The sequence below is a fragment of the Rhizobium sp. AC27/96 genome, assembly GCF_001692325.1.
GTDB lineage: Bacteria > Pseudomonadota > Alphaproteobacteria > Rhizobiales > Rhizobiaceae > Rhizobium.
On the sequence record NZ_LXKN01000017.1, the window covers coordinates 19,987 to 33,564 of the forward strand.

Genomic DNA, 13,578 nt, shown 5'->3' on the forward strand with positions numbered 1-13,578 from the left:
TTTGGAGCGCCTGTGGTCGTGCGCCTCAAGGCGGGAAGGCGGATTTACCGTCAGGATGTCGGACCGGGCTTGGAACTGGAGCACTTGAACTTTACCGTCATCGGTGGGGTTCCGGTCCCAGGGATTGATGCGGAACATTCTGACTCTGGTTCAGGCGCGATGACCTTGTCGGCGAAGAAGTAAGCGGCGCCGACAATATAGCTGGCGACGAGAAGCCACATATGAATATTGCCCCAGAGCGTCATGTACCCTTTCGGATCGGTCGTTTGATTCTCAAGAAGGACCTTGGTCGTGCGGGTGTAAAACAGGATGCCGGCGAGGGCCGAAAGGCCGGCGGCAAGGGTGGTGAGGCCGAGGATCCAATGATGCAGGCGGCTCTCGGTCGGAAGCAGGTTGGCTGGTATGTAGAGAAGAAGGGCGACCGCCATTGCGGTCGTATATTTCGTGTAGTCGATCAGCTTGTCCATTCAAGCGCCCTCAGCACAGGCAGTGATCCTTAACGAATGCCTTGACCTTGTCGCTGACCGTCTGATCAGCCAGCAGATCCTGGCGCGAGCGGACAAGGGCAGGGTGGACGACGGCCGGCGTGATCCCACCGACGAAGCCCTTCGATCCGCCGCGTTGCGCCAAGACCTGCTCTATGTTCCTCTGAACGATATTGCGCACTGTCGCTTCATCTTGATCGGAAAAATCCGAGATATCCTTGTCCCTGAAATTTTCAAGCGCGGCGCGCATGACATCTCGAGGCACACCGAGCCTGGCAGCCAGATCATCGATGAGCTCATTGGAATTGTCCGCCACGGCTGCGTCCCTTCTCAATCGTCGCTTGCTTTAACGCGCTCTATCTGCGGTGCCTCCGGCAATGACCTACAGCGTGAAGGACCCCAGCGTTCTCCTTGCATCTATTCTTGGAATTCCAGCCGCTATACTCAACAAACTTGTCTCATATGTAAAGCGGTTTGCTCGACGTGCCCGGGGGACGCAATACAACGAGAGTATTGTTTGGTCGCTCCTGCGTTCTCTGCTTGTCCCCGCTCTGTGCGAAACGGCTCAATCTGAAGGGAATGAATGCTCGGGCGATTTAGTGTCAGTGATCATCGCTCTCCTTTTGAACTCCACCATGATTTGACCCGTTTGAAAACGGATTTTACCGAGTGGCCCGAGTCATCTGCGGCTGTTCGCTGCGTCGCAGCAGCTTGCCCCAACCAAGTGTTGTTCCAAGGCCCGCTAGAAGCACAAAGGAAACACCCAGCGCCTGAACGAGACTGATTTCCTTTGAATAGAAAACATAGTCGCTGAGCAGCGCTGTTACCGGATTGAGGAAGGCGCAGACGCCGATCGTCGCAGTTTGGACTTTAGGGTAATTCGCGTAGAGCAACACGTAGACGACACCGGTGTGGAGCGCCCCAAGTCCGATCAACCAACCCCAGACCGGCAGAGCCGCATTGTGGAGCGGCTCAAGGGTCAGGAAAGGTGCAAACAAGACGAGACCTATCGAGCAATGAATGATTGTCNATACGGACGGATCGACTGCTTTCAGCCTCCGGGCCGTCAAAGTGGAGCCCGCGTATAGAAGTGACGCCAAAATGGCAAAAGCGACTCCTTGAGCCCATGTGCCGTTGCCCATGATGTCGCCGATATGAGGCCAGACGACAAAAAGCAACCCGGCGAACGCAATGGCTAACCAAAGCAGTTTGTCGCGATAGAGCGGTTCGCCAAGAAAAACGGCACTGACGATAACGATCCAAAATGGCTGCAAATGATAGATGATAATTGCAAAGCCAATCGACGTTGAGCGAAAGGCTTGGAACAATGCGGCCCAGTTCAGGACCAGGCAGAGGCCGCTGGCAATCGTAAGTACAATCAGCTTGCGTTCAATTCGCCAGATGCCCGACAAGGTGCCGCGATACAGGCACCAGGTGACAAGCGACAAGGCTCCGAACAGGCAGCGGAAAAAGACAATGTTTAGAGTTGGCTGACCGGTTTGAATTGCAAAAACGCCAACGGTTCCCGACAGTGCCATGGCGCCGGCTAGCGAAGCCGTCGGCCCGAATCCGCCGCTGCCAGTCTGCCGTTTGAACCTCTCATTGCCTTGAAGGGTGTCCTGCTTTTCGACGCTCATTGGGTGCCGATCCACGCGATCGTCTCGCCGCCGTTCACGGCAAGGCTCGAAATCTGGAACATTATCTTCCCACCGACAGGGGAAATGGGTGCCCCAATTTCCTCGCCATATGGATTGCGAACGGTTCCCAGTTTTATTTTGGCCTCCACCGCGTCCCCAACCGAATACGAGGGATACCAAAGGCCAGATTCCTTGGCAACAACACTCTCACAACACAGCACTTGGACAGGTCGATCAGGCATTTGGCTTGATGATCGTCCGTCAAGAGACCCAGTGGCCTTCAGCAGCCTGTGAAGGCCGTCAACGAGAGCCCGGATTGCTGTCTCGTCATATTTGCCAGCTCCTCCCGCCTCGGCGATTATCGCCGGCACACCAACGCTGAGGGCGCCGGCGATCATCATTCCCGTCGCCTGGCTCGCGATCGCGTAAGGCAGCCCGAAACTTAGAGCGAGGCTTTTCGAACGATCATCTCCATCGCAGAAAATCGTAAAAGGGGTCAGGCTCTCGCTCAGGTCTCCGCAATGAAGATCGACGAGAGCATCTATACCGCGGAGAACCTCCTCGACCAGCCAGGCCGCAATCTTTTCACTCGCTGTGCCCTGCGCATTGCCGGGAAAGACACGATTGAGATTTTTCCCATCGGCGGGATTTAGATAGACGCTTCTATTTTTGAAGGCGCCGCCGTTGACCAGCGGCAATATCACCAATGTGCCGACGACAGCTGTCGGGGAGATGGTCAGGAGGCGCTGTGCTGCTTCGATAGCGCAATATTCAGAGCCATGAACGCCGGCGCTGATGCAGACGGTGGGCCCTGCCGAAAGGCCTTTTATAATGACGATTGGCAGAACGTGACCGTCGATAGGCTCGCACTCGATTTTCGTCAAACCTGGCAAGGCCTCATTCAGTATCCGGCGAATAGCGCCGGCATTGCTCTGTGCTTGATTAAGTATCTGAAGGGTCATTGGCTCGTTCTTGGAAAGAGTAGAATTCTGTTTAATCGGCGGCCTTGGGTGGAAGGCTGCAAGAGGGCCGAACCGCTCATGAAAGCTGCTCCACGACCCGTTTCGAGAGATAAGGCGACAGGAAACCCTGGAGCATCGCCCGGTATTTGAGGTCAAAATAGATCGAAGATCCGATGTGAAGGCTCTCGGCGGAGCCGGTTACGTCAATCACCGTGTAATCGGAATTTGCAGTAACGATCCTCACGCCGGATTCGCGCGGAATAAGCGCTCTCGGATCAGCGTCGACAACGCCGAAATCGAGAATAGCGCGCTTTCGGATGCCAATTGCTTCAACTGCCGACTGCTCGCCAAGGGGCGACGCGCCATTTATGGCGGCTGGCTTGTCCTGAATTTCAACGATTGTGCCGCAAAATCTGAGGGTATCGGTCCGTAGCCCGACAAACGGTTCATCGGCGACGGGTATCGTTCCCAAGAAGGCTGCCTGCCCGATCCTGACCTGGGTAGGCCAACTGGCTAGGATTTCAGAGCTCATCCAGTGAATGATGGACGACCCGCCGAGCGATATCTTCGGAACTCTTATCCCTTCCTCTGCCAGGCCACGGGCCAGGCGGTAGAGGCTATTCAGGTTTTCATAGGTGGGCTGCACGCCATTGGCGCATGCGTAGTTCGTGCCAAGTCCTTCAAAAATCAGATTGCGATGATTCTTCGCCAATATCCTCCGCATCACGGCGGGTGCCTCATGTGGCAAGACGCCCTCTCTGAGGTCACCGACATCGACCATCAGGAAGTAGCCGTGCTTTACGCCATATTTTTCTGCCGCTCGATCCAGTGCATCCAAGATGCTTGGATCGGAATTGAGACTGGCCTTCGAATAGCGCACGATGTCGTCGGCCTGATGTGCGGTCGGCAAACTTGTGGTCAGGACAGGTGTCCTCAGGCGCTCAGAAAAGTTCCTGGCGATTTGAATCTTCGACATTCCGAGATAGGCAGGCGATTGCCGATCGACGAGTTGCAGGATCGGAGCGTAATCGTGGCAGGGCTTGACCACGAAAACCAATTCGAGCCCGTTTCGATCGGCCTCGTTCTTGATAAACCGCAGGTTTGCTTCAATGGATTTCAAATTAACTGCGAGCTCAGCCATTCTATTATCCTTGAGGTTTGATTGAGACTTTAGGCAACCTGAGGCTCGCTTAGGCTCTTGCCGTCGTTCTGGATCATCCGCAGTCTCAGCTCGCCAAGAGCTGACGGTTTTCCCTTGCTGCCGAAGAACAGACCGACACTTCCATGATTGGCGTATTCCGGACTGTCGCGCTTCATGAGGTTGTCGACGGCTGGCAGGTAGTTCCATCGAACGGCCGGGAAAAGCGAATGTGCCAGATGATAGGAGTCGCCGAATGGAAAAATATTGTGCTTGACCACGGCGCCGATGACACCTGGAAAGTCCGTCGGCCTGCCGAGCGCAAGCTCTCGCTGGTGATAGGGGATATCCGTCTCGCATGTGGCAAACCAGCGATGCAGCGCAATATGGGCCAACCAGTAGAAGAGCGGATAGGTGATCAGGACTGGAACGACATAGAGGAACAGCAATTCCGTGTAGAAGCCGAAATAGGCGAATAGAGTGACCACCGCTGCAACGGACAGGATGCGAAGCAGCAAATTCCAGTTCCACATGTCGATCACAATGTAGCCCCAGCATTCCTTCAGCCGTTCGGCGATACCCATCGGAGTGAGCGGGCGAAAGACGCCAAGCCAATATTGCATTGCGCTTATTCCGGGCACGAATCCCTTTTCCACCATCTCAAGCCTGTCAGGGTCGTCTTCCGTATTGACCGAATGATGATGCTCGATGACGTGGACTTGGTGCCTGCGTCTTATTTCGGGCATGAACGCCGGGAACTGGTAGAGGAGGTTCGTGATGATTTCGTTGAAGCGTCGGTTTGGTCCCAACGAGCCATGGGCAGCGTGGTGACCAATTTCCTGCAGGGCCCTGAAGCGGCCGGTGACAAACAGGATCGCCAGAAACTTCAGCGCCCAGCTGTCGGTGTTATGGAATGCCAGTACCGCCGCCAGAATAAACAGATAGGACCAGGCAAATGCCATCGGCCCGAAGAACCAATCCAGCGGCTTATAACTGAGGCCTTTGAAGTATTTGCGATAGTGCCGCACCGCATCAGTGCCGTCGGCCGGGCGTGGCACATGGGAAAGATCGGCGCGATGATATAGAGCATCTGCCGCGAGCATGAGACTGGCAACTGCAAACAGAAATAGCGCGAGAACCATATCATTGCCTCCTTCAATTCAAGAGCTGGCGAGATGAGAGCAGGTGACGCTGTTAGAGGGACAGAGCGCGCAAAAATACCGACTGGGCATTTACCCAAGGGGGGCTCTTGTCGCCGCCTCCGAGCAGGGAAAGAAGAAGTGGTGTCATCTGCGCGGAGAAGGCCTGGCTACTTTCAAGCGGTGTAATCGCCGGCAGATGATCGATCGCGATGACGTAGACCGGCCTTCCGTTTGTGGAGACCTCGTAGAAGGGCTCATCTATGTTTGAGAGGCGGCCCCTCAGCAAAATGGGATTATTGTTATTGGTCTCGCATCCGATATCGGAGATGATCCGGATTTTACTGTCCGGCCCAATATTCGCCGGGTTTAGAAACTTCGGGGTCGATTCATCGACGGCCATGCAATTGACAATGATGTCGTAGCCGGAGAGATCCTGATCGATGCGAGGGTCAAGAAGGGCCTGACGTGAAAAGGTGGCGTAGGGAATCTCCAGTTCATTCAGCACAGCTGCGGCACCGATTCCGCAGTGACCGCGAGCCCCCAATAGCGCGACCGATGGACGTGAGCAGTGACCGAGGCCCGAGCGCGCTTGACCCTTGAGTTCATCCATTCTGGTTGGAGCAGTAAATAGTCTTTTCGGGGTGGTCTTTGCAGGCCCCTCTATTTCCGACCAAAGGACGATGGCAAGGACCGTACCAACTCCGCCGGCGACGGTACTGAAGGCTGGCACCCGCGCGCCCGTTTCGTCCGTCAAGAACTCGGTGTCGTAGTGCGTTCCTCCTCCCCTTGAAAACCCGTCCAGCATCTTACGCGCCGTTGGCTTTTCGTGGAGGATACGCGTCTTCGTATACTGGTGGGCGTAGAAAACATGTTCACCAAACAGCGGATCTTCGGTCAGCTCCGGCAGTTTGATGCCGAGCGTTACAGCCTCATCCCGTTGTCGGCGCCAGCTGTCACGCGGTTCGATGATGCAGCCACGTTGCTGGTATTCGCTGTCCGAGAAGACCCGCTTCGGCGCTGTCTCGACGTGAACCTCATAGCCCTGCCGTATCAGGCTCGCCGCATCGTCCGGGGTGAGGGGCGAGCGACGTTCGTTGGGATTTACTTCTCCACGGACCCATATCGTTTTCATTGTCCACCAAAGATATTGTTTCCGAAGCGCGCAGCCGGCCTCCCAGCGCCGGCGGCCTAAGCCAACCAGATCTGTGGATTAATCCATATTGCACAGTACGTATTACGAAGAATGTGATAACCAAACCGGAAGTAGAGGTAGTGTCAAGCGTTTTCTAATATTGGCGAGTATTTTCTCCCTATCGAGAGACGCCCGGGCTATAAGAGACCAGCACACCGAACGCGGAGAATGTTGATGCGACGGGCTCTGAACAAGAAACGGCAAGTCGAGCGCAGCGCCGAAACCCAGCAATTGCTAATCGAGGCGGCAATCGAGATGCTTTGCGAAAAAGGGTTCGCCGGAGCGACGACTGCGAACATCGCGGCCTGCGCGGGGGTGACGACAGGGGCTCTTCATCATCATTTTTCGACAAAGGATGATCTGCTGTTCGGTGTTCTTGACTATGTATCTGAACGGATCGTGCTTGAGTTCCGTGCCTTTGGCAGGAAGGGTAGGGGGCAACCTATCGATCTGCAATTGCTGGTAAAACAGCTTTGGAGCATCTATGGTGGCCCTCAATATTGGTCGATTTGGGAAATCATCATGGGTTCGCGGGAAGATGAGCGGATGCGGGAGCGCCTTCTCCAGCATCGCGAGCGGACGATGGAAGCATTGAACCAATGCTGGCTCACGATGAACCCAAACTTGACTTTCATCGATCAAAGGACCGCGAGGGTGCTTGACCTCTTGCTCTCCTCCATTCGCGGCCTTTGTATGGATCGTTTTATGCGGAGCGACGAGCAGTATTTTCACGACCAGTTGACGCTTTTGGTTGCGAGCATCGAGCCGATATTCGCCGAGCGCAGATCGCTGGCTGAGTAGCGCAGTTTCACTCGAGTGTATCTGGTATATTGGTGTTAAAACCTGTGGGCGAAATCCTGGCGTAAAATTGTAGACATCCATTGACATACTAACTAATATGTATGTTACGTTATCGCACTTCATTCAAACTCGAGGAAATTGCCAATTTTGATTTGGTCTGGTTCGTGCAGGAATTGCGCCAACGGCGCAGGTTTGTGCCGTGCCGGGGTGGGGGTACTTTAACCAGAGGGTCGATAAGATGGGCACGGATGCTTTAGAAGTTGGGGCCACTTCACGCAATCAGACCTTAAATCGGAAAGCCTTGACGTTGGTCGGTGGGTCGATTGGCCATTTCATCGAATGGTACGACTGGTCGATTTACGGTTTGCTTGCCGGTATCTTTGCAACGCAACTCTTCCCGGCAGGCAGCGTGGCCGCGTCAGTGATGGCAAGCTTTGCCGTATTTGCCATCGGCTTTGCCGGCCGACCGATCGGAGCTTTCATCCTGTCTCCGATGGCTGACAAATACGGGAGACGAGCGCTCCTGGCGGCAACGATCATCATGTCGGGCATTGGCAGCCTGATCATCGGATTATGTCCCACCTACGCTCAGATCGGCATTGCAGCTCCGCTCATCATTATAGCGGCCAGACTGCTGCAAGGGTTTTCCTCGGGTGGTGAATTCCAGATTGCCCTGACATTCCTCAATGAGCACGCTAGCCCCAAGTGGCGAGCATTGTCGGCATCGCCGCAGATGATTTCAATCGGCGCATCGGTACTTGTTGCCAACGGCGTTGCATCGATGACAACTTACTTTCTGAGCCCGGATGCGTTGTCGTCCTGGGGATGGAGAATCCCGTTCCTGCTTGGCGCATTTCTTTCGCTATATGGCCTCTATATTCGCCGTTGCCTTCAGGAAACGCCGGCCTTTTTCAAGGTTCAAGATCATCGGGGCAGGACATTGATTGCCATTCTCAAGTCCCTGTTCAATTACCCCAGAGAGGCGTTGACTGTGTTCGTTATCCAGATGAACACTGTTCAGTATTATCTGTGGCTTATATTTCTGCCGACATATGCCAATTTGATAGGTGGGCTTGATCGATCAACTGGCTTTGTTGCCAATATGATTGCGACATTGGTCTATTGCGTCGCTGTACCCCTGTTTGCCAGTATTTCCGATCGCATCGGCCGTAAGCCGCTTCTTATTGCTTCTGCCGCATGTTTCTTGATGTTTTCCTACCCATTGCTCTCGATCCTGCCTGGTGAGGTGAGCTTCAGCGGGTTTCTCTTCGTTGCAATTTCCGGAGTGATATTTCTGGCATTGAACAATGCGGTGATAGGCACGGTCTTCGCTGAACTGTTCCCGACAGAAGTTCGCACATCTGGCATAGGGATTCCTTATGCCATCTGCGCTGCTCTTTTCGGAGGAACCGCCCCAATGGTGGCAACCTGGCTTCATGGTCTTGGAGGCCCCCTCTACATCGCCGGCTATGTCATGCTCATCTGCGCTGTCAGCATTCTCATCTACCTCTTTGTGGCGCCGGAGACTTTCGGACGCTCGCTCGATTGACAGGATTCCGTAGACGCAATTTCGCAAAAGAAGGAGCCAACATGCTCGTGGTACACCATCCAGACCAAGCCCTTCATGATCCGGCGGTCGTCTTTCGGGGCGGGAAATTCATCGATCAACCAGATCACGCGGAGAGATACCGAATATTTCTGTCAACAATGATTGACGGGGGCCACCAAATCACCGAGGCGCGTTTTGGAGAACTGGATCGGATAACAGAGATTCATTGTGCCGATTACATCGAATTCCTCCGAACGGCCTATGACCGGTGGTCCGCGCACGGAGACTATGGACCCGAGGTTGTCGCGAATGTGCACGCCACCCGGCGCATGCATCGCAAGCCGACCGAACTTTTGGGCGAGTTGGGATGGTATTCAAATTCGACCTCCTGCCCAATGCAGGCGGGAACCTGGCAAGCCGTTTATGCCAGCGCTCAAACGGCATTGCATGGCGCCGACTTGCTCCAAGCCGGAACCGGCAATGTCTACGCTCTCTGCAGGCCGCCGGGCCATCACGCTTACTCTGACCTAATGTCGGGAATGTGTTTCCTGAATAACGCTGCCATGGCCGCGCATCAGTTGACCAAACGATATGGAAGGGTTGCGATCGTTGATATCGACGTCCATCATGGCAACGGTACGCAATCTATATTTTGGGATCGGGCGGACGTCCTGTTTTGCTCCATTCACGTCGATCCGTCGGAAGCTGCGCCATACTATGCAGGATATGCGGACGAAACCGGTGCTGGACCAGGCAAGGATCTCAATTTTAACCAACCACTCCCGCTGGGTACCGAAGATGCTGTGTGGCTGGAAGCCGTTGACCGGGCTCTTGCGAAGGTACGGTACTATGGGGCGGAGGCACTTGTGGTGTCTCTCGGTTTGGACGCGGCAGAATATGACCCGGTGTCGGCCTTTAAAATTACCCACGACGGCTTTTCCGCGGCGGGAAGCCGATTTCGGGGTCTTGGGTTGCCGACTTTATTGGTGCAAGAGGGAGGCTATCTCAGTCCGCAGCTCGGTAGCTACCTTCGCAGCTTCATGCATGCGTTTTGAGAGGGCCATTGCATGATGCGTTTGCCAGGTATCAGTTCGTGGCATAGTCACGTCCCAGCGCGAATGATCGCAATCACGCTTCTCAATCTCTATAACGTCGTCGCAACGTAAGAATTCCGTGATTGAATGATATGCCAAAATATCTGAACGGGTCGCGGTTTCAAATCCGTTCACGATCATAAAATCCAAGGGAGCATTACTGAAAATGGTTCGGCCTATGACGGGTTTGCGTCTTATCCCCGCCGCAGGTCATCCTGTAGCAGAGCCTCGCTAGCAGACATGTGGACGGAGCGCAGCAGCGTGTTGCGCCTGCAGAATGAGGCATTGTGGTTGCCGCAAGTCTATCTATTTTACGATGTCGCAAAAGTGGGAATGGAAGTTCCGCGTCAATCGGAACTTTCTCGACAATATCAAGAGCTCGCCTCAAAGCATGGAGTTTGCGGACTGCCCTTCCTTAATAAGCCAATTCGCAAAAACCTGTATTGGAGTGTCACTCAATCGGATCGGCTCCGGCAGGATGAGGCAGAAGGTTTTGGAGATCGATCGGCCATCGGGCCAAGGTGCGATCAAGCGCCCTTCCGCCAATTCTGTTTCAACATAGAGGCGCGGCACCAGCGCGACGCCGAGTCCCGTCAGCGCGGCCTCAATCAGCATAATGTGAAGATCATACCGGGGACCGATGGCAGGATTGGTCAGCGCGACCCCGGTCTCCTGCGCATAGCGTTGCCAGGCGTCGGGGTTCTGGCGCCGATGAAGGCGTGGGAGTTCATCGAGGGATGCCGCGCCCTCCCCTCTATCGAGAAGTGCGGGATGACAAACAGGAACCAACATTTCATGCAGCAGCCGGTGCGTTCTCATTCCGCTCCATGCCGGATGCTCGAAATGGATCGCAGCATCGAAACCGCTTCCGGCAAGGACAAAGGGCTCCATGCGTTCGGCAAGATGCACGATGATGTTCGGATGCTTTTCCTGAAACCTTGGCAAGCGGGGGATGAGCCAACGCGCGGCAAAGGTCGGGATGGTAGCAATGTCGATGCTCCCGCCGTCGCTCGGCTCACCCATCAGATACTGACTGTCCCGCTCCAGCCGGTCGAGTGACTCGCGAACCTGAACGGCATAACGCTCTCCATTCGGCAAAAGCCGAACGCGATTGCCGACCCTTTCGAACAGCGTAACGCCGAGGAAAGCTTCGAGCCGGCCAATCTGGCGGCTGATTGCTCCCTCGGTCAGTGCCAACTCATCTGCAGCACGAGCGAAGCTTCCGTGACGAGCCGATGCCTCGAATGCCATGAGGGCTGAATTGCTTGGAATCTTGCGGCGCATGGATGGCTCCCGGCATGATGGTTCTGTAGGCGAGCCGTTGTTACCTTGATATTAGATCACTGAAGCATGATCTATTGTCGATATATTGGCGGCGATCGTCGTTCTATCATGATCAAATATCAATGAGAAACAAGACCGGAAGCTCTGTGCTTGCGGTCGGAGGTGATACGATGATCTATACGGTGGAATGCAGCTTTGCCGATCCAGTTAGCGAAGCGGAATGGAATGATTTCTACAGCCTGGACAAATTGCCAGCCCTCATTTCGGTGAACGGCTTCCACACCTCGCAGCGTTTCAAGGCGTTGAGCCCCGGCTGCCCCGTCTATCTCGCCATTCATTCCATCGATGGCCTCGATATCCTGACGGGTAAGGAATATCGCCAAAAGGGCGGCGGCAATTTTGCGCGCTGGCAGCAACACATTACCGACTGGCATAGAAACCTCTATGGTGGCGTCGAGCGAGCGCCGGCAATCGGTAAGAGCGAATATCTGGCGTTGAGCGCAAAGGGCCCCGAGCCTCTGATCCGGCTGGGCCTCAATCCGCAGGCGATGCACGCGGTCGCCATGGAGAAATCCCCTGAATACCGCTGGCTCGCCAAGGTGGAGCGCACCCAGACGCCTGACCGCGAGCGTCTGCCGGAAGGCGTCCATATCTATGAACCGATGACGGCGCAATTGACGAGTGACGATGGCGCCGCCTTCGCCAAGGCACGGTAAGCGCCGATGCCGAATGTTACGATATTCATCCCCTCAGACAGGATGCCGCCGGACGGTGCACTCGCCGACCTCACGGAGCAATGCGCGGAACTCTGCACCGGCATCCTCAGAGCCTCATTGATGAATATGCATGTCGCCTATGTCGCTGTTCGGCATGGGCGGGGGCACCCCGCCTTTGCAGAAATTCAATATCGCCTTGAACCCTTTCGGACGCCGCCGGTGATGGCTCGGTTCATGGAAGGCCTGGATGATGCCATCAGGCGCAATCTCGACCTCACCGCGCGCATCCGTTGCTTCGGCTATGCAGCGTCGAACATTCACGCGCGAAATTGAGCGGAAGCTCGGAGAGAACCGATGACAGATATTGCATTTCCCAGCCAGCGGGTCGGCGACTTAACAATCACTGCCATCAGCGATGGTTATCTCGCTGGCAGCCTCGCTCTGCTCTCGAATATCGACCCTGCTGATGCCACCCGCATGCAGGAGAGGGCGGGAATAAAAGATCATGCCGCGATCCACATCGGCTGCTATCTGTTACGTGGCGGTAGCCGTACCATCCTGATCGACGCAGGAGCCGGTGGCTTCAAGCAATGGGGCGGTCGGCTGAAGGCCAATCTTGCGCTGGCCGGTATTCAGCCTTCCGAGATCGACACGATCCTGTTGACACATGCCCATCCCGATCATGTCGGAGGGCTGGTGGATGCTTCAGGAGAGGCCGCCTTTCCGAATGCCGAGCTTGTCGCTCACCATCGCGAAATCGCATTCTGGCAGGATGACGGCAACCTGAGCCGCGCGCCCGAACGTGCTCATGATAGCTTTCTATTGGCGCGTCGGGCGTTCGATGGTTATCGCGAGAGACTGCGCACCTTCGATGCCGGGGAGGTACTTCCCGGTGTGATGGCGATGCCGCTTCCGGGCCATACGGTTGGGCATACAGGCTTTCGTCTGGAATCTTGCGGCCGGAATCTGCTGGTTTGGGGAGATGTGGTCCACTTCCCTCGGATTCAGGTGCCGAGACCGGATGTGTCGATCGCCTTCGATCAGGATGCACATCTCGCAGCAGCCACACGGTCGAGGTTGTTGGATCTCGTCAGCTCGGAGAGGCTTCTGATCGCCGGTATGCACCTCGGCGAACTCGGTTTTGCGCGCATCGAACGAATGGATGGAAATTACGGCATCAAGTATGTGGGATTTTCGCGAGATATCTGACATCCGCCTTGGGCCGATCCCGACCGTCCGCATCAGCGCATTGGATGCCTACTTTTCGCGATAGCCTTCTTAGGAGCTTGTCAGTCCCCTTCCGGCTCCAAAATCAGCCATTCCCTCGGGGCTAAACCGTGTATGTTGTTGGAAAATCTGAGGAGGAGGATTTTTGTGACAACAGGGTCGTCGGCTCTGATCTTTTCAAGATCTCCATCTGCAACTCGGCAGACACAGAAGTCTGTCGAGGTACTCCAAGTCCTGCCATGGCGGCCGACAGCGGCTGCGCATATCGGCAGGCATGATGCACACTTGGGTTAGCTTTTCCAAATCACTCCGGGCACAGTGCAGGAATTGTACCCGGAGTTTGAAGTTACG

The 13,578-nt window shown here is 55.2% G+C and carries 14 protein-coding genes; 6 read left to right on the forward strand and 8 right to left on the reverse strand.

Going from position 1 to position 13,578, the window contains the following annotated elements; all coding sequences use genetic code 11:
• Nucleotides 1–50: 50 nt before the first annotated feature.
• The 7 genes from A6U86_RS13370 to A6U86_RS13400 all read right to left on the reverse strand — a co-directional run bounded on the left by A6U86_RS13370 (nt 51) and on the right by A6U86_RS13400 (nt 6,496).
• Nucleotides 51–467: a hypothetical protein gene (locus A6U86_RS13370; protein WP_068391638.1), complete on the reverse strand. Its 417-nt coding sequence runs from the start codon at nt 465–467 to the stop codon at nt 51–53.
• Between the two features lie 10 nt (nt 468–477).
• A complete protein-coding gene (locus tag A6U86_RS13375; protein WP_068391641.1) occupies nt 478–801 on the reverse strand; it encodes a hypothetical protein in 324 nt (107 codons plus the stop codon).
• Between the two features lie 346 nt (nt 802–1,147).
• Complete coding sequence (locus A6U86_RS13380; protein WP_068391644.1) at nt 1,148–2,122, reverse strand: DMT family transporter; 975 nt, start codon at nt 2,120–2,122, stop codon at nt 1,148–1,150.
• Complete coding sequence (locus A6U86_RS13385) at nt 2,119–3,084, reverse strand: succinylglutamate desuccinylase/aspartoacylase family protein (RefSeq protein ID WP_083196828.1); 966 nt, start codon at nt 3,082–3,084, stop codon at nt 2,119–2,121. The genes A6U86_RS13380 and A6U86_RS13385 overlap by 4 nt, the downstream gene beginning before the upstream one ends.
• 76 nt (nt 3,085–3,160) lie before the next feature.
• Nucleotides 3,161–4,225, reverse strand: a complete 1,065-nt coding sequence (locus tag A6U86_RS13390) for an alanine racemase (RefSeq protein WP_068391647.1) — start codon at nt 4,223–4,225, stop codon at nt 3,161–3,163.
• Between the two features lie 29 nt (nt 4,226–4,254).
• Nucleotides 4,255–5,364: a fatty acid desaturase gene (locus A6U86_RS13395; protein ID WP_068391650.1), complete on the reverse strand. Its 1,110-nt coding sequence runs from the start codon at nt 5,362–5,364 to the stop codon at nt 4,255–4,257.
• A gap of 52 nt (nt 5,365–5,416) precedes the next feature.
• Complete coding sequence (locus tag A6U86_RS13400; protein WP_068391653.1) at nt 5,417–6,496, reverse strand: hypothetical protein; 1,080 nt, start codon at nt 6,494–6,496, stop codon at nt 5,417–5,419.
• A gap of 234 nt (nt 6,497–6,730) precedes the next feature.
• Here A6U86_RS13400 and A6U86_RS13405 point away from each other — a divergent pair, with 234 nt between their 5' ends.
• The 3 genes from A6U86_RS13405 to A6U86_RS13415 all read left to right on the forward strand — a co-directional run bounded on the left by A6U86_RS13405 (nt 6,731) and on the right by A6U86_RS13415 (nt 9,961).
• A complete protein-coding gene (locus A6U86_RS13405) occupies nt 6,731–7,357 on the forward strand; it encodes a TetR/AcrR family transcriptional regulator (protein WP_068391656.1) in 627 nt (208 codons plus the stop codon).
• A 238-nt stretch (nt 7,358–7,595) separates the two neighbouring features.
• Nucleotides 7,596–8,906 carry an MFS transporter gene (locus tag A6U86_RS13410; RefSeq protein ID WP_068391659.1) on the forward strand — a complete coding sequence of 437 codons (1,311 nt, stop codon included), beginning with the start codon at nt 7,596–7,598 and terminating at the stop codon, nt 8,904–8,906.
• 41 nt (nt 8,907–8,947) lie between these two features.
• Nucleotides 8,948–9,961 carry a histone deacetylase family protein gene (locus A6U86_RS13415; protein WP_068391662.1) on the forward strand — a complete coding sequence of 338 codons (1,014 nt, stop codon included), beginning with the start codon at nt 8,948–8,950 and terminating at the stop codon, nt 9,959–9,961.
• Nucleotides 9,962–10,384: 423 nt separating this feature from the next.
• Here A6U86_RS13415 and A6U86_RS13420 read toward each other — a convergent pair whose 3' ends face one another.
• Nucleotides 10,385–11,284 (reverse strand): LysR substrate-binding domain-containing protein, encoded by a 900-nt coding sequence (locus A6U86_RS13420; protein WP_068391664.1) that lies wholly within the window; start codon nt 11,282–11,284, stop codon nt 10,385–10,387.
• A 170-nt stretch (nt 11,285–11,454) separates the two neighbouring features.
• Here A6U86_RS13420 and A6U86_RS13425 point away from each other — a divergent pair, with 170 nt between their 5' ends.
• The 3 genes from A6U86_RS13425 to A6U86_RS13435 are packed head-to-tail and all read left to right on the forward strand — an operon-like array spanning nt 11,455 to nt 13,209.
• Nucleotides 11,455–12,000 carry a sugar ABC transporter gene (locus A6U86_RS13425; RefSeq protein ID WP_068391863.1) on the forward strand — a complete coding sequence of 182 codons (546 nt, stop codon included), beginning with the start codon at nt 11,455–11,457 and terminating at the stop codon, nt 11,998–12,000.
• Nucleotides 12,001–12,006: 6 nt separating this feature from the next.
• Entirely contained in the window at nt 12,007–12,333 is a 327-nt protein-coding gene (locus A6U86_RS13430) for a hypothetical protein (protein ID WP_068391667.1), read from the forward strand.
• A 21-nt stretch (nt 12,334–12,354) separates the two neighbouring features.
• Entirely contained in the window at nt 12,355–13,209 is an 855-nt protein-coding gene (locus tag A6U86_RS13435) for an MBL fold metallo-hydrolase (RefSeq protein WP_068391670.1), read from the forward strand.
• Nucleotides 13,210–13,578 lie beyond the last annotated feature (369 nt).

Coding starts and splice junctions, on each gene's coding strand:
- A6U86_RS13370 (WP_068391638.1), bottom strand. CDS start 467: ATGGACAAGCTGATCGACTACACGAAATATACGACCGCAATGGCGGTC.
- A6U86_RS13385 (WP_083196828.1), bottom strand. CDS start 3,084: ATGACCCTTCAGATACTTAATCAAGCACAGAGCAATGCCGGCGCTATT.
- A6U86_RS13390 (WP_068391647.1), bottom strand. CDS start 4,225: ATGGCTGAGCTCGCAGTTAATTTGAAATCCATTGAAGCAAACCTGCGG.
- A6U86_RS13395 (WP_068391650.1), bottom strand. CDS start 5,364: ATGGTTCTCGCGCTATTTCTGTTTGCAGTTGCCAGTCTCATGCTCGCG.
- A6U86_RS13400 (WP_068391653.1), bottom strand. CDS start 6,496: ATGAAAACGATATGGGTCCGTGGAGAAGTAAATCCCAACGAACGTCGC.
- A6U86_RS13405 (WP_068391656.1), top strand. CDS start 6,731: ATGCGACGGGCTCTGAACAAGAAACGGCAAGTCGAGCGCAGCGCCGAA.
- A6U86_RS13410 (WP_068391659.1), top strand. CDS start 7,596: ATGGGCACGGATGCTTTAGAAGTTGGGGCCACTTCACGCAATCAGACC.
- A6U86_RS13415 (WP_068391662.1), top strand. CDS start 8,948: ATGCTCGTGGTACACCATCCAGACCAAGCCCTTCATGATCCGGCGGTC.
- A6U86_RS13420 (WP_068391664.1), bottom strand. CDS start 11,284: ATGCGCCGCAAGATTCCAAGCAATTCAGCCCTCATGGCATTCGAGGCA.
- A6U86_RS13425 (WP_068391863.1), top strand. CDS start 11,455: ATGATCTATACGGTGGAATGCAGCTTTGCCGATCCAGTTAGCGAAGCG.
- A6U86_RS13430 (WP_068391667.1), top strand. CDS start 12,007: ATGCCGAATGTTACGATATTCATCCCCTCAGACAGGATGCCGCCGGAC.
- A6U86_RS13435 (WP_068391670.1), top strand. CDS start 12,355: ATGACAGATATTGCATTTCCCAGCCAGCGGGTCGGCGACTTAACAATC.